The organism is Kitasatospora sp. MMS16-BH015, assembly GCF_002943525.1.
Taxonomy (GTDB): Bacteria; Actinomycetota; Actinomycetes; order Streptomycetales; family Streptomycetaceae; genus Kitasatospora.
In genome coordinates, this window is sequence record NZ_CP025394.1 from 4,039,614 (window position 1) to 4,061,728 (window position 22,115).

A 22,115-nucleotide genomic window follows, 5' to 3' on the forward strand; every position below is an offset into this window, starting at 1 on the left:
GCCCTCGCTGTGCGCTATTCCCCGGGTTTTGGTTACCACTCGTAGGGATGAAACATCAGCTCGACCCGACCCCTACGAACTCACCCTGTGCAAAGATTCCATTACTCTGAGTTTACCGATTCTTGATGGTCCTGGCCCGGACGTGACCCCTGCCGTCCTGCCCTGACCGCGCGCAGGCACCACCGCACCGCAGCTCCCCACACCGAAGCACCCCACGCAGCACCGCCGTACCCATCGGCGCACCCCTCACCGCCGCCCCGCGGACAGCCGTACTCGGGGCGGTCGTCTCCGCTACCCCGAAAGGACCAGTCACCGTGACCTTGGACATCTCGAGCGCTCCCATCGCCTCAGACACCACCGACCACGCGCCGCCGCATGGCGTTGGGCAGCCGCCCGCCGCGCGCTCGCCCTTGAAGTCACTGCTGGCAGCAGACCTGCCGGCCTCCATCGCGGTCTTCCTGATCGCCGTCCCGTTCGCCCTCGGCATCGCCCTCGCCACCGGGGCCCCGCTCACCGCCGGGCTGGTCGCAGCGGCCGTCGGCGGCCTGGTCGCCGGGGCGCTGAGCGGCACACCGCTCCAGGTCAGCGGCCCGTCGGCAGCGCTGACAGTGATCACAGCCGGCCTGATCGCCCAGTACGGCTGGCAGGTCACCTGCGCCGTCACGGTCGTGGCCGGCCTCTGCCAGCTGCTGCTCGGCGCGCTGCGCGTGGCCCGCACCACGCTGGCCGTCTCCCCCGCGATCGTCCACGGGATGCTGGCCGGGGTCGGGCTGACCATCGCCATCGCCCAACTGCACGTCGTGCTCGGAGGCTCGCCGCAGAGCTCCGCACTCGCCAATCTGCTCGCCCTGCCGCGCCAGCTCTCCGGCCCGCACCTCCCGGCCCTCGCCGTCGGCGCGGTGGCCGTGGCAGTGCTCTGCGGCTGGCCCCGGCTGGGCCGCCTGCCTGGTCGGGCCGGGCAGCTCGGCGCGAAGCTGACGCGCGTGCCCGCCGCCTTGGTCGCCGTCACGGCAGGCACCACGCTCTCGGTCGGCCTCGGGCTCACCCTGGCCCGGGTGGAGCTCCCCTCCTGGAGCGAACACGGCCTGGCTTCCCCACCAGCTCTCGACGTGCTCGGCCGCCACTGGCCCACCCTGCTCGGTGCCGTGCTGACGGTCACCGCCGTCGCCAGCGTCGAATCATTGCTCTCTTCCGTCGCGGTCGACCGCCTCTCGCACCGGTCGAGCGACCTGGACCGCGAGCTGCGGGGCCAAGGCGTGGCCAACGTGGTGGCCGGCCTGCTCGGCGGACTGCCGATCGCGGGCGGTGCCGTCCGCAGTTCGGCGAACGTACGGGCCGGAGCCGCCGGCCGTTGGTCGGCCGTCCTGCACGGTGCCTGGGTGCTGCTGGCCGCACTGCTGCTCGCGGGCGGGCTGCGGCACATCCCGCTGGCCGCACTGGCCGCACTGGTGCTGGTGGTCGGCGTCCAGATGGTCAGCTTCGCGCACATCCGGCGGGTGCACCGGCACCGCGAGTTCCCCGTGTACCTCGCGACCGTGCTCGGCGTCTTCCTGCTGGGCGTGCCCATCGGCGTGGCCGTCGGCGGCTCGGTGGCCGTCCTGCTCGCGCTCTACCGGCTGACCAGGGCCCACGTCGACGTGGCTGCCGAGGCCGACGGCTCGTACCAGGTGCGCACCCACGGCCCGCTGACCTTCGCGGCCGTCCCGCGGCTGAGCCGGGCCCTCGCCCTGATCCCGTCCGGTGCCCGGGTGACGGTCCATCACGACGGCTCCTTCCTCGACCACGCCGCGTACGAGCAGTTGCACTCCTGGCGGACGGGACACCAGGCCACCGGCGGTTCGGTGGCCATGCTCACCGAGCGCCACGACGACGAGGTGCTCGACCCGGACGGCACCGTACGCTCCGGCAGCTCGGCCGGCCCGCACCGCTGCCGCGCCTGGACGCCCTGGGTCGGCCACCACTGCATCGACCAAGGTGAGGACGATCCGCACGTCCGGCTGCTGGACGGTGTCCGCGGCTTCCAGCAGCACACCGCCCCCCTGGTCCGGCAGGAGCTGGCCCGACTCTCCCGCGAGGGCCAAACCCCCTCACAGCTCTTCCTGACCTGCTCCGACTCCCGGCTGGTTACCAGCATGATCACCAGTAGCGGCCCCGGCGACCTCTTCACCGTGCGCAACGTCGGCAATCTCGTTCCGGCTCCCTACGAGCCGGGGGCGGCCGACGATTCGGTGGCCGCCGCCGTCCAGTACGCGGTCGAGGTGCTCCAGGTGCGCAGCATCACCATCTGCGGCCACTCCGGCTGCGGCGCGATGCAGGCCCTGCTGGACGGGGTGCACGAGGTACCGGGCACACCGACCCCGCTGGCCCGATGGCTGCGTAACGGCCGGGGCGCGCTGTCCCGCCTCAAGCGGGCGCCCGCCGAGTTCGAGGGTCGGTCGGTCGTCGACCTGGTCGAGCAGCTCTGCATCACCAACGTGGTGCAGCAGTTGGACCAGTTGCTGGCCAATCCGGCCGTCGAGCGGCGTGTCGAAGAGGGCAGTCTCCAACTGGTCGGCATGTACTTCGACTTCGCGACCGCGCAGGCGTACGTGCTCGACCGGGAGAGCCGTCGGTTCTCCCCGGTGGCCGTCTCGGCTGGGCCCACCAAGGAGACTGACGTGCTGGCGGCCTGAGGAAGTCGGGGTGGCTCGGCCTCATCAGCCGAGCTACCCCCACCCCAACTTCACTACTCGTCAGTGCCGTAGGAGCCGGGTCAGGTCGCCCGGCGTCACGTAGCCGGGCCAGCGGTGGTCGTCGAAGAGCTGGACACCGGCGTCGTGGTAGCACTGGTCCACGAGTTGGGAGCAGATCATGTGCTTGCTGCTCATCACGTAGCCCTTGAACAGCGGGCTGACGGGCAGGTGCAGGTGGTGGGTGGCCAGCGCGAAGTAGTCCATCACGCTGTAGGGAGTGCCGAGGTAGCCGCGCGCCGCCGCCACCACGGCCTCTCGCTGCTCGTCGTCCAGGGGAATGCGGCCGGTGGACCAGAGCATCGGACGGCCTTCGTAGCCGGCCAAGGATCCGGTGGAAGCGCCGCCGGGCTCGCCTTCGACGAGTTCACCGTCACCGACGTAGACGAAGGCGTGCTCGAAGTCGGAGAAGCCGTCGCCGTTCAGCCACTGGCCGACGCGGATCAGTCGCCCCGCGCTGCCGGACATCCGGACGACGGCGAAGTCACCCGGGAGCGGAGTGGGTAGCGGCGCTTCAGAGGTTGCTGAGATGGGAGGGGTCGCGGGTGTTCCGGGCATGGCTGCACCCCCAGGCGAGGAGCGGTGCGCTGACGGATCGGGCCGCGAGCGTCCACAACGGCCCGTGTTGTCAGTGGAGTACCGCACCGACAGCTCGTCAAGGTGTCCGGCAGCGCACTAATCGGGCGAGCGCTCCCCACCCTGCCTCGCGCGCCGACCCGAGTGCGCTCACCACCCGACAGGTCCCACCAGCAACACGCCGAGGCAACGGCTCGTCGCCGGAGGGGCGGTGGAGCTGCGGCTTCTCCGGGGAACCCCCGCGGCCCGGCAACCGGCCCGGGACGGCCTGACCCGCAGGTCGGTCAAAGGTCTACACCAATTCCTCGGTCCCTCTTGTCAACATGCCGGTTGGCCTGGTGAGCTGTGCGCTGGGACACACGGGACAATCCCTACGCACGGGATAACCCGGCAGATGAAGATCTCGATGAGGAGTGTGCGTTGAGCAACGAGAGCCTGGCCAACCTGCTCAAGGAGGAGCGGCGCTTCGCTCCGCCCGCGGAGCTGGCCGCTGCCGCCAACGTCACCGCGGACGCCTACGCGCAAGCGTCGGAGGACCGCCTCGGCTTCTGGGCTGAGCAGGCCCGTCGGCTGACCTGGGCCGTCGAGCCCACCGAGACCCTGGACTGGTCGAACCCCCCGTTCGCCAAGTGGTTCGCCGACGGCACCCTCAACATCGCCTACAACTGCGTCGACCGCCACGTCGAAGCCGGCCACGGCGACCGCGTCGCCATCCACTTCGAGGGCGAGCCCGGCGACAGCCGCTCCATCACCTACACCCAGCTCAAGGACGAGGTCTCCCAAGCCGCCAACGCCCTCCTCGAACTCGGCGTCACCAAGGGCGACCGCGTCGCCATCTACCTCCCGATGATCGCCGAAGCCGTCATCGCGATGCTCGCCTGCGCCCGCATCGGCGCCACCCACTCCGTCGTCTTCGGCGGCTTCTCCGCCGACGCCGTCGCCTCCCGCATCCAGGACGCCGACGCCAAACTCGTCATCACCGCCGACGGCGGCTACCGCCGCGGCAAGCCCTCCGCCCTCAAACCCGCCATCGACGAAGCCCTCACCAAGGTCGACGGCGTCGAGAAGGTCCTCGTGGTCCGCCGCACCGGCCAGGACACCACCTGGACCGAGGGCCGCGACGTCTGGTGGCACGAGATCACCGCCCGCCAGTCCACCCAGCACACCCCCCAGCCCCACGAGGCCGAACACCCGCTGTTCATCCTCTACACCTCCGGCACCACCGGAAAGCCCAAGGGCATCCTGCACACCTCCGGCGGCTACCTCACCCAGGCCGCCTACACCCACCACGCCGTCTTCGACCTCAAGCCCGAGACCGACGTCTACTGGTGCACCGCCGACATCGGCTGGGTCACCGGCCACTCCTACATCGTCTACGGCCCCCTCGCCAACGGCGCCACCCAGGTCGTCTACGAAGGCACCCCCGACACCCCCCACCAGGGCCGCTTCTGGGAAATCGTCCAGAAGTACGGCGTCACCATCCTCTACACCGCCCCCACCGCCATCCGCACCTTCATGAAGTGGGGCGACGACATCCCCGCCAAGTTCGACCTCTCCACCCTCCGGGTCCTGGGCAGCGTCGGCGAACCCATCAACCCCGAAGCATGGGTCTGGTACCGCAACCACATCGGCGCCGGCAAAACCCCCATCGTCGACACCTGGTGGCAGACCGAAACCGGCGCCATGATGATCAGCCCCCTGCCCGGCGTCACCGAGACCAAGCCCGGCTCCGCCCAACGCGCCCTACCCGGCATCACCGCCACCGTCGTCGACGACGAGGCAGGCGAAGTCCCCAACGGCTCCGGCGGCTACCTCGTCCTCACCGAACCCTGGCCCTCCATGCTGCGCACCATCTGGGGCGACGACCAGCGCTACATCGACACCTACTGGTCCCGCTTCCCCGGCCGCTACTTCGCCGGCGACGGCGCCAAGAAGGACGAGGACGGCGACATCTGGCTGCTCGGCCGCGTCGACGACGTCATGCTCGTCTCCGGCCACAACATCTCCACCACCGAAGTCGAATCCGCCCTCGTCGGCCACCCCGCCGTCGCCGAGGCCGCCGTCGTCGGCGCCACCGACGCCACCACCGGCCAGGCCATCGTCGCCTTTGTCATCCTGCGCGGTACCGCCACCGACAGCGAAGACCTCGTCGCCGACCTGCGCAACCACGTCGGCAAGACCCTCGGCCCCATCGCCAAGCCCAAGCAGATCAAGGTCGTCAGCGAACTCCCCAAGACCCGCTCCGGCAAGATCATGCGCCGCCTCCTCCGCGACATCGCCGAAGGCCGCGAAGTCGGCGACACCACCACCCTCGCGGACTCGACGGTGATGAACCTCATCCAGTCCCAGCTCCCCTCCGCCCGCAACGGCGCCTGACCCCGCCCGAGCACGCCAGTGCCGCCTCCTGCCCCCACCGGGGCGGGAGGCGGCACCGTTTCACCGCTCGAACGGCGTCACTGGCCGACCGTCAGCTCCCCCGTCTTCAGCTCGCCGACCGCCGAACACCGACCACCGAGCCGTCAGGCGTCAGCCGTCAGCCGTCAGCCGTCAGCCGTCAGCCGTCAGCCGGTGAAGTGGACAGACGACGCAGCAGTTCGTACGCCGTCTGGGTGAACCTCCGACGCAGCCCTGGCACGGTGCTGGCCATCGCGACGAGCCCCACCTGCATCGCCGGGTTGAAGCCGACGAAGGCCGAGAAGCCCCGGGTCGAACCGCTCTGGTAAACCGCCTCGCCCTCCTCGCCGAGCGACCGCTGGTTCCAGATCAGGCAGATCCTCGCCCCGGACCTCCGCCGTTCGATCCGCGGCCGGGAGACGTCCCGCAGCGCGCCCCGCAGCGACCCTGCCGAACCGGACCACTCCGGGATCTGGACGGCGTCCACCGAAAGGTGCGCCTGGAGGAAGCGCAGCATGTCGTCCGCCGTCGACCGGAGCGCCGCCGCGCCCGGCAGCGCCGGAAGCCGGAACGAGGGCACCCGCCGCCCGCGCCGGTACCCGGTGGCCGGCTCCCGCCCCGGGCCGCAGGACGTGTCGATCAACCCGAGCGGCCCGCAGACCCTACTGGCCAACAGTTCCTCGTAGCGCTGCCCGGCCGCGTGCTCCAGTACCAGGCCGAGCAGTCCGCAGCCGAGGCTCGAGTACCGCACCTGACCACCCGGTGTCCCGCGCACCGGCGTGCGCGGCAGGGCCCGCATCAGGTGCGCGGTGCTGTAGGTCGCGTACGGGTTGGTGAACCAGCGCGGCACCGCCGCCGGGGTGAGGCCGACCGGCAACCGGGGCAGCCCGGAGGTGTGGGTGGCCAGGTGGAGGAGGGTGATCGGACGTTCGTGGGGGTACCCGGGGACCGATCCGGCAGGCAGGTACTGGTCGATCGGGTCGTCGTACCGGACTTCGCCGCGGGCCACCATCTCGGCCAGCAGCAGGGCGGTGAAGGTCTTCGTCACCGAACCGAGTTCAAAGCGGGTGTCAGCTCGGACCGGCCGCTCCCCCGCGTGGTCCGTGTAGCCCCGGCAGGCCACCGTCCGTTCGTTGCCCCGGATCACCGCGACGGAGACTCCGCCGTTCGGGGAGGCGCTGTTGAACAGCGGCCGGAGCAGCCGGGCCAGCTCCGGTGACATCACCGGGACGGGCGGTATCGCCGGAGCGGGGGCGGACGACACGGGAGGAGCGATCTGGACGCCCGCCCCTCCCGGCAGTATGTGGATGGGTTGCTGACTGAGCATGAGCTGCCTCCGCATCGGAGCGCACCGCCGGATAGAGGGGAGTGTGAGGCGGTGCGTGCCACCGACGATAGGTTCGCCTCACCAACCCCGCATCCGACCGACGCCGTCCGGGCGAGCGCACGATCAGCGCACGTCGGAGCGCTCCCGAGCGAACAGCGGAGCGGAGACGGAACGCTCCCGCTCGACACGGCCGGGCCCGGGACCCTGGCCTTCGTGCTGGCACCACCACCGAAGACGGGTGGTAGCTCCCTCGTCAGGGGCACCGCCCGAACGGCAGGGTTGAGCCATGACGAAACACGGCCCACACACCACCCTCCGCCCCTCCCACCACGATCGGCTCAGCCCATGACCACCACCCCACAGCCGCACCCGCAACCACCACCGGCACCGCCTCCGTCCCCGGCCCCAGCCCCGTCCCCGTCCTCACCCCGGGCATCTGCCCGCCCTCCGACTGCGGCCGGCCCGCTCATAGCCTCCGAAGCTGTCCTCAAGCGGCTCTTCCGGGAGCCGTTCGCCGCCCGCGCCTGGCGTGAGCTGCTGTACTCCCTGCTCAGCCTGCCCCTCGCTCTCCTGGGCTTGGTGCTGGTGCTGGTCACGGTCCTGTTCGGTGTGGGCTCGGCCGGGCTGCTGCTGATGCCGCTGCTCGCCCTCACCCTCGCCGCAGACCGGGCCTTCGGCCAGCTCCAGCGCTCGCTCGCCCGGGCATTGCTCGGCATCGACATACCCACACCTGCCCGCATTCCCCGGCACCCCGGCCTGTCAGGTCTCCTCGGACAACACCTCGGCGACCCGGCGGCCTGGCGTACCGTCGGCTACCTCGCCCTCCGCGTACCGCTCGGTCTCCTCGAGTTCCTGTTCGGCTTCGTCTGGTGGGCGTACGGGGTGATCTTCATGCTCTATCCGCTGCTCTGGAAACTGGAGCCCGTGCACGAGGTGGACGCCCACGGCGTACCGCACAGCTTCGGCATCGCGCTCAACGGCTTCTACTTCGACACCTGGCCCCGCGCCCTGCTCGTGGTGCTGGCCGGCGCCCTGCTCATCCTGGCCTCCCCCTGGGTACGCAGAGCACCGCTCGCCGCAGACCGCCGCCTGATGGTCTGGCTGCTCGGCCCCACCCGTACCTCCCTCCGCCTGGTCCACCTCACCGAGACCCGCGAGCACGTCATCAACGAGGCGGCGGCCACCCTGCGGCAGATCGAGCGCGACCTGCACGACGGGGCACAGGCCAGGCTGGTGGCGCTCGGGATGCGGCTGAGCCGGGCCGAGCGCGGGCTGGCCAAGGGCGACGTCGACAAGGCTCAAGAGCTGCTGCGCGAGTCCCGGGAGGAGACCAAGGAGATCATCCAGGAGCTGCGGGAACTCGTCCGGGGCATCCACCCACCCGTCCTGGACGCGGGGCTGCTCGCGGCCCTGACCACCCTGGCGGCCAGGTCGATGATCCCGTCCACGGTCCAGGTCGAACTGGCCCGACGGCCTACCGCCGCAGCCGAGACGATGCTGTACTTCGCCGCCGCCGAGCTTCTCACCAACGCGGCCAAGCACAGCGGGGCCCGACAGACAGCGATCACCGTCCACGACATCGACGGAGCCGTTCTCCTGACGGTCACCGACAACGGCGCCGGCGGAGCCCGGCTCGACAGCGGCGGCAGCGGCCTGCGCGGCCTGTCCGAGCGCATCCGAGCCACCGACGGCACCCTCACCATCGCCAGCCCACCCGGCGGCCCCACCACAGTCACCGTGAGCCTTCCCGACCGCTCACCGCCCACACCCCCATCCCCTCCACCCACTCACCCCGACCCGGCCCAAGCCCAAGCCCAAACCCAAGGCCGGCCCCAGTCCAACTCCAAGTCCCACCGGTGAGCCGCCGCACACCCGCGCACCCATCCACCCACACGCCCACGCACCCCGACCCACCGTCAGCAATCGCTAGCCTCGGTCCGGCACACCAACCAACCGCCCACCACTGGGTCACCGGGTGGCGCAACAGAACAGGAGCAGCCCGATGCGGGTAGTGGTAGCGGAGGACACGGCGATCCTGCGAGCCGGGCTGGTCCAACTGCTGGAGGACGAAGGCCACCAGGTGACCGCAGCCGTCGCGGACGCCGAGCAGCTCAGGGCCGCCGTTCTGGAGCACAAGCCCGACATCGTCGTCTCAGACATCCGGATGCCACCAACCCATACGGACGAGGGCCTCCGGGCAGCGATCGAGCTGCGGGCCGAGCAGCCGGACTTGGCGGTGCTGATCTTCTCCCAGTACGTGGAGGCGCAGTACGCGTCCAGGCTGTTGGCCGGTGGTTCGGCCGGGGTCGGCTACCTGCTCAAGGAGCGGGTGCTCGACGCCCAGGATTTCATCGACGCGCTGGAGCGGGTCGCCGCCGGCGGCACCGCACTGGATCCGGAGGTGGTGAGCCAACTCGTCAGCGCCGGCCCGAGCCGCACCACCGTCGCGGAGCTCAGCCCGCGCGAGCGGGAGGTCCTGGGCCTGATGGCGGAGGGCCGCTCGAACTCAGCCATCGCCACCCACCTGGTGGTGACCGAACGCGCCATCGAGAAGCACGTCGCCAACATCTTCCTGAAGCTCGATCTGCCCGTTTCCTCCGACAACCACCGCCGGGTGCTCGCCGTGCTCCGCTATCTCGGAGCCTGACGAGCCTGACGACCACGCCCCAGCCCCCCGCCCCCACGCCCCCGAGCCAGGCGCGCCCAGCCATGCCCGCCCGACCAAGCGAACCCCGTCCGCTCCTCCCCACCGACTGATGGCCCAACACTCCGGAATCAATGACCATAAAATGCGACAAACCGGATATCGCGCCCACGGCCCACTTAGACTGTTAAGGACGTAACAAGGATTCTGAGGCGCGCCGGGAAGTCTGGTCGGCACTGCACCACCGGTGTATCCACCCGCAGCTCCCGCCTTGGAGGTCCCCGTCGTGGCCAGCCCGCCGCCCACCGAGCGTCGCCAGTTCCTCGGACGGCTGTCGCTCCCCGAGCGCACCTACATCACGAACGCCCTCCGCACCGAGACCGTCGGCGGCGTCCTGCTGTTGATCGCCGCCCTGATCGCCCTCGTCTGGGCGAACGTCTGGCCGCACGCCTACGAGAGCGTCCTCGACTGGACGGTCGGCCCCTCCGCCCCGCTCCACCTCGACCTGAGCCTGGAAGCCTGGGCGAAGGACGGGTTGCTGACGATTTTCTTCTTCGTGGCGGGCATCGAGCTGAAGCGCGAGTTCGTCGCGGGCGAGCTGCGCACACCCAGCGCGGCCCTGTTGCCGGTCATGGCCGCCGTCTGCGGGGTGACGCTCCCCGCCGTCGTCTTCGCCCTGGTCAACAGCGGATCCGGCGGCCACCTCGGCGGTTGGGCCATCCCGACCGCCACCGACATCGCCTTCGCCCTCGGGGTGCTCGCCGTGGTCGGCACCCACCTGCCCTCCGCCCTGCGGGCGTTCCTCCTCACCCTCGCCGTGGTCGACGACCTGATCGCCATCCTGATCATCGCGATCTTCTACAGCTCGGGGATCAAGTTCTGGGCGCTGGGGCTCTCCTTCGCCGGCCTGGTGCTCTTCTGGTTCCTGCACCGGCGCGGGGTGCACGGGTGGTACCTCTACGTGCCGCTGGCCTTCGTCATCTGGGCACTGATGCACGAGAGCGGGGTGCACGCCACGGTCGCCGGTGTGGCGATGGGCCTGCTGCTGCGCTGCCACACCGAGGGCGACGAGAAGCACTCCCCCGGCGAACACATCGAGCACTTGGTCCGACCGCTGTCGGCCGGGTTGGCGGTGCCGGTGTTCGCCCTGTTCGCCGCCGGAGTGACGATGGATGGTGCGGCCCTGCGCGCCGTCTTCACCCAGGCCACCCCGATCGGCATCATGCTCGGCCTGCTGGTCGGCAAGACCGTCGGCATCTTCGGCGGCACCTGGCTGACTGCCCGCCTCACCCGGGCCGAGCTCAACCCACAGCTCAAGTGGGCCGACCTGTTCGCCGTCTCCACCCTGGCGGGCATCGGTTTCACCGTCTCCCTGCTGATCAGCGAGCTGGCCTTCCCCGGGGATCCCGACCTCGCCAGCCGGGCGAAGGGCGCGGTGCTGGTCGGTTCGGTGCTCTGCGCGCTGATCGCCACCGTGCTGCTCAAGCTGCGCAACCGCCACTACCGCCGGCTCTGCGAGGAGGAGGATCGCGACGAGGACGGCGACGGCATCCCGGACATCTATCAGCAGCCCACCCACTGAAGCCCACTGAAGCCTGCTAAAGCCGCTGGAGCCGCTGAGCCCTGCCGGGCGCGCAGCAGCCGCCGAACACGCTGAACCCCATCCCGCACACCCGACTCCCCTGCCCCGGGCCGGCGAACACGTCCCCTCCGAGTGCCCCGCCCCGGGTGACACACCCTCTTCAGGCCCCCCGGAGTGGTGCCTGACTGTCCGGTAGGGGCATGATTCTGAGCTGTCGACCTATGCAGAGACCGCCCCGAAGGAGAACCGCTGATGCCCGCAGGAGCCGCAGACCCGTCCAGCAACGGCCGGGCGCCCTACGAGGGCGAGCGTTCGGTGGGCCAGTTGTTCGCCGCGGCGACCGCCGATCTCTCCGCCTTGGTGCACGACGAGATCGCGCTCGCGAAGGCCGAGATCCGACAGGACGTCAAGCGCGGCGTCGCCGGCGGGGTCTCGATCAGCGTCGCCGGCGTGGTTGCGCTGGCCTCGATCCCGATGCTGAGCTTCGCCGCCGCGTACGGCCTCCAGGCGCTCGGTCTGACCCTCGGCTGGTCCTTCCTGATCGTCGGTGGCGCCTACCTCCTGCTGGCCGCCCTGCTGGGCCTGCTGGCGCTGCGTTCGTTCAAGAAGATCGAGAAGCCGCACCGCACCATCGCGGGTGTCCAGGCCACCACGGACGTCCTGAAGAACGCCCGCCCCCGCCCCGCCACCCAGGAGGAGATCGACCGGGGCCTCGGCCGCATCAAGTAACACCGGTCCGGTCGTCCCGGCCCGACCGCCCGCCCGACCGACCGCCCGAGGCACTCGCCCCGCCGCCGCTCCACCACCGCCCCACCGCCTCTCCGCCGCCCCGCCGCACCCCGGCGGGGCCGAGCGTTCACCGGCGTGTCGAGTGCCGGGGGCGAGTTCTCGTCCCGGGTGTGACAGGCTCTCGGTATGCCGTTGGACCAGAAGCCCGCACCCGCCGCCGAGCCGCGGCCCGACCGCCCCCAGGGCGAGCCCGCCCGGCCGAGTCGGCCCGCCGAGCCCGACCAGCTCACCCGGCCGGTCGAGCGCACCGGCCCGGCCGAGCCCGCCGAGGCGGCGCAGGCCGGCTGGAGCGTCCGCGCGGAGGGCCCCTGGACGCACCGCGACCTGGCGGCCAACGGCGCCCGGTTCCACATCGCCGAGGTAGGCGACGGTCCGCTCGTCCTGTTGGTGCACGGCTGGCCCGAGTACTGGTGGGCCTGGCGCCACCAGCTCACCGCGCTGGCCGAGGCCGGCTTCCGGGCCGTCGCGCTCGACCTTCGCGGGATGGGCGGCAGCGACCGCACCCCGCGCGGCTACGACCCCGGCAACCTGGCGCTGGACATCACCGGCGTGATCCGTTCGCTGGGCGAGCGGCGGGCCCACCTGGTCGGGCACGCCACCGGCGGTTCGCTGGCCTGGGTGGCCGCCGTGATGCGCCCCTCCGTGATCCAGAGCCTCACCGTGGTCTCCGCCGCCCACCCCCGCCAGCTGCGCCGGGCCCTGCTGACGGACCGCCGGCAGATCGCCGCCTTCGACCACGTGCTGGGTTTCCAGCGGCCGTGGATACCGGAACGCCGGCTGGTCGCCGAGGACGGCGCCCTGGTCGCCGAGTACCTGAACGCCTGGACCGGCCCGAACCGCCTGGACGAGGAGGCGCTGGCCGCCTACCGGCAGGCCATCCAGATCCCCAGCACCGCGCACTGCTCGATCGAGCCGTACCGGTGGCTGCTCCGGTCGATGGCCCGCCCGGACGGCATCCAGTTCGCCCGCCGGATGAAGAAGCCGATCTCCGCGCCCACCCTGCACGTCCAGGGCGCCGCCGATCCGGTGCTGCTCGCGCACACCGCCCTCGGCGCGGGCGAGTACGTGGCCGCCCCGTACCGCTGGCGGCTGCTGCCGGGCATCGGGCACTTCCCGCACGAGGAGGTGCCGGAGCAGTTTTCGGCCGAGTTGATCAGCTGGGTGCAGCAGCACAAGGGCTGACCGGCGGGCCGGGAGGGAACGGAAGTGCAAGGGTGGGCCGGTGGGCGCAGAGCCGGCGCGCGGGGAGCGGCACCACGGGTCACATCGCTCCCGGCGCACCACCCCTGCACATCGGTTGACATGCACTCATATGACAATCGCATAGGCCATTTGGGTCAACTGCGGGCGATTACTCCCCACGGCCCACGGGCATCCATCCGGTATGACCTGGATGCCCGATCGCGAAGCCGCCCCGCGCCGACGCCGCCGCGGTAGCAGCTCGCCGAACCCCGCACACACCCCGGCGCTCGGCGTCACGCACGACTCGTACGCCCCCTACGACTTCGCGCCCCACGACCCGCGCGCCCTCCATGACGCCCTGGAGCGCCAACGCCGCGCCGGTGCCCACCGAATGGGCATCCCGCGCATCCTCGGCCGCCGAGCCCGCTGGGTCGGCGCCCGGTTGCGGCGCGAGGGATAACGGCCCGAGCGGCCCGGGCGACACAGCAGCCGCCAGCACCAGCCGGGCCGGAGCAAGCACGAAGACACCGGAGAGACGGAACGGGCCGGGCCCCCGCAGTGCGCGGGGGCCCGGCCCTCGTCCGTGCCGCCAGGGGCGGGGCCACCGGGATCGCCGGTGGCCCGGGGGTGGGTCAGCTGACCACGGTGGGGCCGAGGAAGGCGAAGCCCAGCATCAGGAAGGTCACCACGCTCATGATCGGGACCAGGACGTTGGTCTCCATCTTGTTGCCGGTGCGCTTGATCAGCACGATCTCGTAGCGCTCTTTGTGCGGCCAGAGCAGCGGGGCGCCCATCTTGGTGAGGCAGTCGCCGAGCAGGTGGGCCAGGGTGCCGAGGGCCACCGCGTACGGCAGCCAGCCCGGGGCGTCGGTGAGGAACCGGTCGAGCACCACCGTGCCGAGGACGGCGAGGCCGACCACGGTGATCCAGGTGTGGTGACCGTGGCCGGGCACGTGGGCGTTGAGCGCCTTGAGCCCCATGGCCAGCAGGAAGAAGGTCATGCCGAGGGTGAACCAGCGCCCGCCGTAGGACACCCCCGCCCAGGTGCCGCCGCCCATCAGGGCGACGAAGAGCAGCGAGTGGGTGGCGTGCCGGTGCCCGCCCGAGACCCAGGCCACGAAGCGGCAGAGCAGCTTGGAGACCGGCCCGAGGAAGTTGGCGATGGTGCCGTCGTGGTGGTCGAGGTCAGGGAGCAGCGCCGCGCCTGCGGCGAGCAGGGTGCCCATCAGGATGTCGGCCGGCCGCAGATGGGTACCGAGCAGCAGCGGCGGCAGGAACGGCGCGGAGACCGCGTACAGCATCGCGCCACTGACCGCGTGCGAATGACCCATCATGGTGGTTCTGACCTCCCGTCGGACCCGTTCCGAGGCTGCTCGGGTTGAGCCGAACGGGTGAGCGCCGCCGACGCTACCAGGTGGAGCTGACGCTCCAACGGATCAACGACCGTCGAGCCGACGATGGGTCAGGAGAACTCCTGCGGAGAGGGGGTCAGAGGGCGCAGCCCTCGGTGTCGACCCGGGAGGTGGCCGTCAGGCTCTGCCGGGCGTCCTCGCGGACCTCGTCCGCCGTCAGGACGTACCCGGTGTCCTGGCTGTCCAGGGACTTGGCGAAGACCACCCCGTACACCTGGCCGTCCGGGCTGAGCAGCGGTCCGCCGCTGTTGCCCTGGCGGACCAGGGAGCGGATCGAGTAGACGTCGCGGACCACCTGGCCGCGGTGGTAGATGTCCGGCCCGTTGGCCTGGATCCGGCCGCGGACGCGGGCCGGCTGGACGTTGAAGGCGCCGTTCTCCGGGAAGCCCGCCACGATCGCGCTGTCGTTGGTCTTGGCCTGGCCGGCGAAGTCGAGGGCCGGGGCATCGAGTTTGGGGACGTCCAGGACGGCGATGTCGCGCTGCCAGTCGTAGCGGATCACCGTGGCGTCGTAGAGCCGACCGTTGCCGCCGAGTTGGACAGTGGGTTCGTCGACACCCCCGACCACGTGGGCGTTGGTCATCACCCGGTGCGGGGCGAAGACGAAGCCGCTGCCCTCCAGGGTCTTGCCGCAGGCCGTGGCCGTGCCGACCACCTTGACCAGGCTCTGCCGGGCCCGCGTCACCGCCGGGCTGCCCGCCAGCGCCGGGTCCGGTGCCTCGACCTCGGTGATCGGCTCGTGCTCGAAGGGGTTGAACACCTGGGGGAAGCCGTTGCGGGCCAGCACCTTGGTGAAGTCGGAGAACCAGTTGGGCGCGTCGGCCGGCAGCGCGCTCTGCACCGTGCCCAGCACCTGGGAGGTGCGGACCTGCTTGGAGACGGTCGGCAGCGAGGTGCCCGCGAGTGCCGAGCCGATCAGCCAGGCCACCAGCAGCATCGAGATCACGTTGACCACCGAGCCGCCGACCGCGTCCAGCTTCTTCGCCCTGCCCCGGCCGATCCGGCCGCGCAGCTTCCAGCCGAAGTGGGTGGTGATCGCCTGGCCCACCGCCGCGAGCACGATCACCACGACCACCGCCACCACCGAGGCCGTGGTGCCCGGACTGAGGTGGCGCAGCAGCAGCGGCAGCAACTGGACCGCGATCAGCCCACCGCCCAGGAAACCCAGGACGGAGAGCACACCCACCACGAAGCCTTGCCGGTAACCGGACACGGCGAAGCCCACCGCCGCGGCGATCAGCAACAGATCCAGGACATTCACCCCGATACCCTCCCACGGCCACGCCCCCGGAGGGCACCGCGCGCCGGTATTCACCACCGCTCGTGCTGAAGACGGCGTGGCGGGCACCGATGGTTGCGGGCCCGGCCGTTGCGGAGCTGGTCAGGAGCCTGTGCCGACGGTCAGGAGCCCGTGCCGACGGTCAGGAACCCTTGCGGGCGCTCAGGTCCAGCGCGTCCGCGGAGAGGGTGAGGGTGCGGCCGCGGTCCCAGGGCTGCTCCAGACCGCTGAAGTGGAGCACCCGGTCGATCACCCCGGCCGTGAAACCCCAGACCAGTCGGCCGCCGACCTCGAAGGCCGGGCCGAGGTGGCCGGAGGGGTGCTTGAGCCGGGCCCGGTTGGCCGGGTCGGTGAGGTCGGCCAGCGGTACCCGGAAGACCGCGCCGGTCTCGCCGAGGTCCACCGGGGAGACCGGCGACTCGTGCCGCCACCAGCCGAGCACGGTGGTCACCACGAAGCGGCTGACCGGGATGTAGAGGTCCGGCAGGGTCGCGAAGACCTGCACCCCGCTCCGGTCGAGACCGGTCTCCTCCTCGGCCTCGCGCAGCGCGGCCCGCACCGGCCCCTCGCCCGCCGGGTCACCGTCCTCCGGGTCGAGCGCCCCGCCCGGGAAGGAGGGCTGCCCGGCGTGCGAGCGCAGGCTGCGGGCCCGCTCGATCAGCAGCAGGTCCGGCCCGGTCGGCCCCTCGCCGAAGAGCATCAGCACCGCCGACCGCCGACCGCCCTCGGCCGGCGGCAGGAAGTTGCTCAGCTCCTCCGGCCGCACCGTCTCCGCCGCCGCGCGCACCGGCAGCAGCCACTCCGGCAGCCCGTCCCGCTCGATCGCGCCCACCGCGCCCCCGCTCCCGGCCGTCCCGCTGCTCACCACTGCTCCGTCACCTCTCGCGTCACGTCCGGCGCCACTTCCCACGTCAGTTCTCGCGCCACTTCCCACGTCAGTCCGCGCGTCAGTCCGCGCGTCACTTCAGACCGACTGCCCCGGCCGCAGTAGCGGCGCCGGAGCGGCCGGCAGGCCCGGGTAGTCCGCCGGGGGCTTGAGCCGCTGCCCCGGCTGGCCGCCCTTCTCGTACTTCAGCAGCGTGGCCGCCTTCGCCGGATCGGTCTCGCCCTCGCCGTAGGAGGGGCAGAGCGGTGCGATCGGGCAGGCGCCGCAGGCCGGCTTGCGGGCGTGGCAGATCCGGCGGCCGTGGAAGACCACCCGGTGCGAGAGCATCGTCCACTCGGACTTGGGGAAGATCTCGGCGACCACCGCCTCGACCTTCACCGGATCCTCCTCGTCCGTCCACCCGAACCGCCGGGCCAGCCGCCCGAAGTGGGTGTCCACGGTGATCCCCGGGACGCCGAACACGTTGCCCAACACCACGTTAGCCGTCTTCCGGCCCACGCCGGGCAGGGTGACCAGGTCCGCCAGCGTGTTCGGCACCTCGCCGCCGAACTCGTCCCGCAGCGCGATCGAGAGCCCGATCAGCGACTTGGCCTTGGCCCGGAAGAAGCCGGTCGGCCGGATGATCTCCTCCAACTGCTCCGGCACCGCCGCCGCCAGGTCCTCCGGGGTCGGGTACGCGGCGAACAGGGCCGGCGTGGTCTGGTTCACCCGCAGGTCCGTGGTCTGCGCCGACAGCACCGTGGCCACCAGCAGCTGGAAGGGGTCCTCGAAGTCCAACTCCGGGTGCGCGTACGGGTAGACCTCTGCCAGCTCCCGGTTGATCTTCCGCGCCCGCCGCACCATCGCCAGATGCGACTCGGGCTTGCGCGGTTTCGGCGCCGCTTTCCGGACCTTGCTCTCTGCCATGAAGGCAGGTTACGCCGGATGGCGACGGCTCCAGGTGAGATCTCCGAGGCCGACCCGACCGGTCGTCCGGTACCACGGCCGCCGGTCGTCATGGCCGGTCGAGCTCGACGTTGAGCCCGGCTAAACGCATCTTCGTGGATCGTGCGTTGATCACGTTCGCCGCGCAGGAGATCGTTTCCGGGCAGGCGGGGCCACCGTGGCCCCGGCCGGGCCGCACGTGACGGCCAGGAGAGGACCATGGACCAGAACACCGGGAAGATCACCCACTTCGTCCACCAGTCGCTGGACGGATTCATCGAGGGGCCGAACGGCGAGTTCGACTGGCCGGCCATGGGGTCGGAACTGTCGGAATACGCGCACTCCCTCACGACGAGCGCCGACGTCTTCCTGTACGGCCGGCTCGTGTGGGAGCTGATGGCCGGCTACTGGCCCCGCGCCGAGGAGTTCTCCACCGACGAGTACGACCTCGCGTTCGCACGGGTGTGGCGGGAGGCGCCCAAGGTGGTCGTCTCCACGACCCTGACGAGCGCCGACTGGAACACCCGGGTGATCAACGAGAACGCCGCCGAGGAGTTGGCGGAACTCAAGCGCGGTGGCGCCCACCTGCTGCTGTTCGGCGGCTCCGCGCTCGCCGCCCACCTCACCGAGCGCGGGCTGATCGACGAGTACCAGATCTTCGTCCACCCAGTGGTCCTCGGCGGTGGCAAGCCGGTCTTCGGCAGCCCGCAGCAGCGGTTCGGCCTCGACCTGGTCGAGGCCCGGGTCTTCGACGGCCAGGTGACCCTGCTGCGCCACCGGCCCACCCGGGCTGCCGCCGGGGCCTCGTACGGATCGTGACGGGCCCGACCGCGAGCGACCGCGGAGCGGTGCCGTGGACACCGCGGACCTTGTGTCGGGACGGTGTACGGCTGCACTGTCGAGAGTGGGGCAGCGGCCCGGCCCGGCCCGTGGTCATGGTGCACGGACTGGCCGGTCAGGCGGGTGAGTGGGCGTCGGTGGCCGACGCGCTCGGCCGGGAGCGGCGGGTCGTCGCGGTGGACCAGCGCGGTCACGGCCGCTCCACCCGGCGCCCGGACGACGTCTCCCGGGCCGCGTACGTGGCTGACCTGATGGCGGTGGTCGACCAACTCGGCCTCGAACAAACGGTGTTGGTAGGTCAGTCGCTCGGCGGGCACACGGCGCTGCTCGCGGCGGCTGCGCACCCCGGCCGGTTCGGCGGTCTGGTCCTGGTCGAGGCCGGGCCCGGGGCCGCCCCCCGCGTCCAGCACGAGGTCGCCGCGATGCTCAAGGCCTGGCCGGTGCCCTTCGCCTCCCGCGCGGCCGCGGCCCGCCTGCTCGGCGGCGGCCCGGTGGGAGCCGGCCTGGCGGACGGGCTGGAACAGCGGGAGGGCGGCTGGTGGCCGCGCTTCGACCGTGACGTGCTGGTCGCCTCGCTCGCCGAGAACGCGGTCAAGTCCTACTGGGACCAGTGGGCGGCCATCAGCTGCCCCACCCTGCTCGTCCTCGGCCAGCACGGCATCATCCCGCCCCGCGAGACCGCCGACATGCTCACCCGCCGCCCCGCGACCATGGCCGTCAGCATCCCCGGCGCCGGCCACGACCTCCACCTGGAGCGCCCCGACGCCCTCCACCAGCTGGTTTCCGACCTGCTCGCGCGCCTGTGACCAGCCCGTCCGACCCATCGTCAACTGACATTCCCCCACTCGCCGGAGGAATCCACCCATGCTCGAAGGCGACAGTGTCCGGCTGCGCGCGCTGCGCGCCGAGGACGCCGAGCATCACCTGCGCCGGCGAACCGACAACGAGCGGGCGGTGCGCGCGTTCACCCGGCTCGGCTTCCGCGAGGAGGGGCGGCGTCGCCAGGCCGTCCAGCCGGCGGGGCGGTACCACGACCGGGTGCTCTTCGGCCTGCTGCGCGAGGAGTGCACCGCACCACCGGTCGCCCGGACACGGCCCGACCTGGCCTGACCCACCCCACCCGGGCACGCCGACCGATCTCCGACGAACGACAAGGAAGCACCGATGACTCAGACGCTCTCCACCCCGACCCCTGCAGCGCCCGCACCGGACCGTCCCGCCGCTCCATCGCTCCTGCTCGCCGGTGCGATGGCGCCGGACCTCGTCCAGGGCGGGGATCCGGTGCAGCTGGTCGGCCCACTCCCGGCGGCCCGCCCCCACGGGGAGGGCCCCCGCACGGAGGGCCCCCGCCGGGAAGGTCCCCGCAGGAAGGGTCTCTGGGAAGACGGCCGGGACGGCGGCGGGCAGACCGAGCACCTCCCGCAGCGGCGCCAGCGGGGTCATCCAGCCGCCCACCGGATCGGCGTCGTCCTCGGTGCCCTTGACCACGCCGACCACCCGGCCGCCGACCGGTTCGAGCAGCATGCTCCCGCTGAGGCCCTTACGGATCCAGCCGTTGCCGAGCCGGACGAACTCACCGGCCCGCCCGACCACCGTCAGCCGGGCGGAGTCCGGCTGCACGCCCGGCGAGGGCGTGGCGGTGGTGAACCCGTACGCCGTCAGCTGGGTGCCGGTGGCCGCCTCCGCCGTGGCGAGGACCGCCGCCGGACGGATCGCTCCGGGCTGCGGCAGGTGGAGGAGGGCGAGGTCGGGGGCAGGGAAGTACGTGCTGTCGGCCGGCCGGTTCGGCGGCCAGAGCGTGACCGACCGGGCCTCCTCCGGGCCGAGGGCGCCGTGCACCGTGAGCGGCCAACGGCCGTGCACCACATGGGCGCAGGTCACCACGAGCCCCTCCCCGAGGTGGAAGCCGCTCCCGAGGAACGCTCCCGCCTCGTCAGCGAGCCAGACGGCAGGGTCGTGCGGCGCCGCGGCCCGGAGGCCGGCGCCGCTTCTGATCACCACCCGGGCCGCCCTAGGCGGTGGGGCCGGCGGTCGCGGAGCCGGCGGCGCCGGCCGAACTGGTGCCGGCAGCGTCAGCGGTGGGGCCGGCGGTGCGCTCGGTGGTGCGGTCCCAGTTGAGGCGGACCACCAGCGCGGCCTCGCCACCGGCCTCCGCCAACACCCCGATCAGCCGTCCGGACTTGACCGAGAGGGTCAGGCCGAACTCCACCTCGAAGGTCGAGGGATCGCCGCACTCGGCCGCCGTGTCCTTGGCCCACTGCCCCACCGCCCGGACGGTGCTGCGCACCTCGTCGAAGGTGTGCCGCACCGCCGTGGAGACGGCCCCGGCGTCGCCGGAGTCGCGGACCGGACGGTCGTCCCGGACCTCGGCCTACAGGATCGCGCCGTCGCCGAGGTCGATCTCGATCGTCCGGTCGGTGGTGCCTGTGGTGCCAGCCATGCACGTCACGCCCCTGGAAGGTCGACTTGTGGTGCACACATACGGGCCCGAGCCCGGAAAACGCCTTGTCCTTTGTCCGCCAACTCACCTGGCGGGCAGTCAGGTTAGCGCACCGAGGAGCCCGTTCCCACGGGATATCCGCGGGCCCGTCACTGGATCGTTACGAGGGTCTTCGAACGATTCCCGGAAACGTCGATCCCCCACCCGTGTTCGAACCAAACGGAATTGACTGGCATTCAGGAAGTGCAGTGAAGTGAGCCGTCCGGTCGGTGTTTTCAGCCGGCGTAGTCGAAGGAGCCCCGGCGACGGCCGCGTTGGCGGACGGTGGCGGTGGCCAGGGAGGCCGCCGCGAGCCAGGCGAGGCCGGTGAGCAGGGTGAGGGCGGCGGCCCGGGCGACGGTGGCGGCGCCCTCACCGGCGACCACCGCGCGGACGGCGGCCAGGGCGTGGGTGAGCGGGAGGGCCGAGGCGACGGCCTGGACCCAGGCGGGCCAGAAGGTGACCGGGACCTGGACGCCGGCGATCGCCATCATCAGCAGGTTGCAGCAGGTGGAGATGACGTTGCGCGAACCGGGCAGGCCGATCGCCAGGGCACCCAGGAAGAGGCCGATCCCGTAGGTGCTGAACGCCGTGGCGAGGATCAGCAGGGCCAGCACCGGGAGTTGGGCGAGCGGGGTGTGCACGCCGAACAGCGGGGCCAGCAGGAAGAGCGAGACGGCCGAGGTCAGTGCGCCACCGAGCGGGGCGTGCAGCCCGCGTCCGAACAGCACCGTGCTCATCGGCGCCGGCGCGGCGGTGAGCAGCGCGAGGGTGCCGTCGTACCGCTCCCGGACGCCGGCCGCGACCACCGTCATGGTCTCCATCACGCAGACCATGACGGCGTTGCCGACCACCAGGTAGTGCATCTGCTGCTCGGAGCCGAGCAGCTTGCCGATCAGGGCGAAGAAGGTCACCTGGGAGAGCATCCGGCCGAGCCAACCGAAGGTCCAGGTGCGCCAGTTGTGGGTGTGCCGGTACTCGGCCGAGGCGGCGACCGCCGCGTACCGGACGATCCGCAGCTGCTTGAGCAGGGTCTGGATGAGGTGCTGGGTCAGGTTCTGGGTCATGGTGG

Annotated in this window: 18 protein-coding genes and 2 pseudogenes; 11 read left to right on the forward strand and 9 right to left on the reverse strand. The window is 71.7% G+C overall.

Annotated elements, in window-relative coordinates; translation table 11 throughout:
* Window positions 1-314: 314 nt before the first annotated feature.
* Window positions 315-2,672 carry a SulP family inorganic anion transporter gene (locus CFP65_RS17425; RefSeq protein ID WP_104816968.1) on the forward strand — a complete coding sequence of 786 codons (2,358 nt, stop codon included), beginning with the start codon at window positions 315-317 and terminating at the stop codon, window positions 2,670-2,672.
* A 60-nt stretch (window positions 2,673-2,732) separates the two neighbouring features.
* On the opposite strand, the gene CFP65_RS17430 is transcribed toward CFP65_RS17425, so the two are convergent.
* Window positions 2,733-3,197: a hypothetical protein gene (locus tag CFP65_RS17430; protein WP_371682428.1), complete on the reverse strand. Its 465-nt coding sequence runs from the start codon at window positions 3,195-3,197 to the stop codon at window positions 2,733-2,735.
* 528 nt (window positions 3,198-3,725) lie between these two features.
* Here CFP65_RS17430 and acs point away from each other — a divergent pair.
* Window positions 3,726-5,681 carry an acetate--CoA ligase gene (acs, locus tag CFP65_RS17435; RefSeq protein ID WP_104816970.1) on the forward strand — a complete coding sequence of 652 codons (1,956 nt, stop codon included), beginning with the start codon at window positions 3,726-3,728 and terminating at the stop codon, window positions 5,679-5,681.
* Between the two features lie 178 nt (window positions 5,682-5,859).
* On the opposite strand, the gene CFP65_RS17440 is transcribed toward acs, so the two are convergent.
* Window positions 5,860-6,921, reverse strand: a complete 1,062-nt coding sequence (locus CFP65_RS17440; protein ID WP_104816971.1) for a serine hydrolase — start codon at window positions 6,919-6,921, stop codon at window positions 5,860-5,862.
* Between the two features lie 450 nt (window positions 6,922-7,371).
* Here CFP65_RS17440 and CFP65_RS17445 point away from each other — a divergent pair, with 450 nt between their 5' ends.
* From CFP65_RS17445 to CFP65_RS39005, 6 genes are all read left to right on the forward strand, one after another.
* Window positions 7,372-8,886, forward strand: a complete 1,515-nt coding sequence (locus CFP65_RS17445; protein WP_104816972.1) for a sensor domain-containing protein — start codon at window positions 7,372-7,374, stop codon at window positions 8,884-8,886.
* 142 nt (window positions 8,887-9,028) lie between these two features.
* Window positions 9,029-9,673 (forward strand): response regulator transcription factor, encoded by a 645-nt coding sequence (locus CFP65_RS17450; RefSeq protein WP_104816973.1) that lies wholly within the window; start codon window positions 9,029-9,031, stop codon window positions 9,671-9,673.
* 283 nt (window positions 9,674-9,956) lie between these two features.
* Window positions 9,957-11,252: a Na+/H+ antiporter NhaA gene (gene nhaA / locus CFP65_RS17455; protein WP_104816974.1), complete on the forward strand. Its 1,296-nt coding sequence runs from the start codon at window positions 9,957-9,959 to the stop codon at window positions 11,250-11,252.
* Between the two features lie 252 nt (window positions 11,253-11,504).
* On the forward strand, window positions 11,505-11,981 hold the full coding sequence (locus tag CFP65_RS17460; protein ID WP_104816975.1) for a phage holin family protein: 477 nt from the start codon (window positions 11,505-11,507) through the stop codon (window positions 11,979-11,981).
* 186 nt (window positions 11,982-12,167) lie between these two features.
* Entirely contained in the window at window positions 12,168-13,223 is a 1,056-nt protein-coding gene (locus CFP65_RS17465; protein ID WP_104816976.1) for an alpha/beta fold hydrolase, read from the forward strand.
* 211 nt (window positions 13,224-13,434) lie between these two features.
* Complete coding sequence (locus tag CFP65_RS39005) at window positions 13,435-13,683, forward strand: hypothetical protein (protein ID WP_158702220.1); 249 nt, start codon at window positions 13,435-13,437, stop codon at window positions 13,681-13,683.
* A 172-nt stretch (window positions 13,684-13,855) separates the two neighbouring features.
* Here CFP65_RS39005 and CFP65_RS17470 read toward each other — a convergent pair whose 3' ends face one another.
* The 4 genes from CFP65_RS17470 to nth form a co-directional block, all read right to left on the reverse strand.
* Window positions 13,856-14,557, reverse strand: a complete 702-nt coding sequence (locus tag CFP65_RS17470) for a metal-dependent hydrolase (protein ID WP_168219609.1) — start codon at window positions 14,555-14,557, stop codon at window positions 13,856-13,858.
* 154 nt (window positions 14,558-14,711) lie between these two features.
* The gene (locus CFP65_RS17475; protein WP_104816977.1) at window positions 14,712-15,896 is read right to left on the reverse strand and encodes a MarP family serine protease; all 1,185 of its coding nucleotides are present in this window, start codon (window positions 15,894-15,896) and stop codon (window positions 14,712-14,714) included.
* A 160-nt stretch (window positions 15,897-16,056) separates the two neighbouring features.
* A complete protein-coding gene (locus CFP65_RS17480; protein ID WP_371682429.1) occupies window positions 16,057-16,779 on the reverse strand; it encodes a CoA pyrophosphatase in 723 nt (240 codons plus the stop codon).
* A gap of 99 nt (window positions 16,780-16,878) precedes the next feature.
* Window positions 16,879-17,706, reverse strand: coding sequence for an endonuclease III (gene nth / locus CFP65_RS17485; RefSeq protein ID WP_104816979.1), 828 nt, complete (start codon window positions 17,704-17,706; stop codon window positions 16,879-16,881).
* A gap of 237 nt (window positions 17,707-17,943) precedes the next feature.
* Here nth and CFP65_RS17490 point away from each other — a divergent pair, with 237 nt between their 5' ends.
* The 3 genes from CFP65_RS17490 to CFP65_RS17500 are packed head-to-tail and all read left to right on the forward strand — an operon-like array spanning window position 17,944 to window position 19,674.
* Window positions 17,944-18,543, forward strand: coding sequence for a dihydrofolate reductase family protein (locus tag CFP65_RS17490; RefSeq protein ID WP_104816980.1), 600 nt, complete (start codon window positions 17,944-17,946; stop codon window positions 18,541-18,543).
* Between the two features lie 29 nt (window positions 18,544-18,572).
* Complete coding sequence (locus CFP65_RS17495; protein WP_104820949.1) at window positions 18,573-19,370, forward strand: alpha/beta fold hydrolase; 798 nt, start codon at window positions 18,573-18,575, stop codon at window positions 19,368-19,370.
* Window positions 19,371-19,428: 58 nt separating this feature from the next.
* Window positions 19,429-19,674 carry a GNAT family N-acetyltransferase gene (locus tag CFP65_RS17500; protein ID WP_104816981.1) on the forward strand — a complete coding sequence of 82 codons (246 nt, stop codon included), beginning with the start codon at window positions 19,429-19,431 and terminating at the stop codon, window positions 19,672-19,674.
* A 387-nt stretch (window positions 19,675-20,061) separates the two neighbouring features.
* Here CFP65_RS17500 and CFP65_RS42520 read toward each other — a convergent pair.
* The 3 genes and pseudogenes from CFP65_RS42520 to CFP65_RS17510 all read right to left on the reverse strand — a co-directional run.
* Window positions 20,062-20,565 (reverse strand): annotated as a pseudogene (locus CFP65_RS42520) (trypsin-like peptidase domain-containing protein); the annotation flags it as partial.
* A gap of 10 nt (window positions 20,566-20,575) precedes the next feature.
* Window positions 20,576-20,905: pseudogene (locus tag CFP65_RS41015) on the reverse strand (CU044_2847 family protein); the annotation flags it as partial.
* Between the two features lie 374 nt (window positions 20,906-21,279).
* Window positions 21,280-22,110, reverse strand: a complete 831-nt coding sequence (locus CFP65_RS17510; RefSeq protein WP_158702221.1) for an ABC transporter permease — start codon at window positions 22,108-22,110, stop codon at window positions 21,280-21,282.
* Window positions 22,111-22,115 lie beyond the last annotated feature (5 nt).

Excerpts from the sequence above, each read along its gene's own strand:
- CFP65_RS17430 (WP_371682428.1), bottom strand. The coding sequence starts at position 3,197 with ATGTCCGGCAGCGCGGGGCGACTGATCCGCGTCGGCCAGTGGCTGAAC.
- CFP65_RS17440 (WP_104816971.1), bottom strand. The coding sequence starts at position 6,921 with ATGTCACCGGAGCTGGCCCGGCTGCTCCGGCCGCTGTTCAACAGCGCC.
- CFP65_RS17445 (WP_104816972.1), top strand. The coding sequence starts at position 7,372 with ATGACCACCACCCCACAGCCGCACCCGCAACCACCACCGGCACCGCCT.
- CFP65_RS17450 (WP_104816973.1), top strand. The coding sequence starts at position 9,029 with ATGCGGGTAGTGGTAGCGGAGGACACGGCGATCCTGCGAGCCGGGCTG.
- CFP65_RS17460 (WP_104816975.1), top strand. The coding sequence starts at position 11,505 with ATGCCCGCAGGAGCCGCAGACCCGTCCAGCAACGGCCGGGCGCCCTAC.
- CFP65_RS17465 (WP_104816976.1), top strand. The coding sequence starts at position 12,168 with ATGCCGTTGGACCAGAAGCCCGCACCCGCCGCCGAGCCGCGGCCCGAC.
- CFP65_RS39005 (WP_158702220.1), top strand. The coding sequence starts at position 13,435 with ATGCCCGATCGCGAAGCCGCCCCGCGCCGACGCCGCCGCGGTAGCAGC.
- CFP65_RS17470 (WP_168219609.1), bottom strand. The coding sequence starts at position 14,557 with ATGATGGGTCATTCGCACGCGGTCAGTGGCGCGATGCTGTACGCGGTC.
- nth (WP_104816979.1), bottom strand. The coding sequence starts at position 17,706 with ATGGCAGAGAGCAAGGTCCGGAAAGCGGCGCCGAAACCGCGCAAGCCC.
- CFP65_RS17490 (WP_104816980.1), top strand. The coding sequence starts at position 17,944 with ATGGACCAGAACACCGGGAAGATCACCCACTTCGTCCACCAGTCGCTG.
- CFP65_RS17500 (WP_104816981.1), top strand. The coding sequence starts at position 19,429 with ATGCTCGAAGGCGACAGTGTCCGGCTGCGCGCGCTGCGCGCCGAGGAC.
- CFP65_RS17510 (WP_158702221.1), bottom strand. The coding sequence starts at position 22,110 with ATGACCCAGAACCTGACCCAGCACCTCATCCAGACCCTGCTCAAGCAG.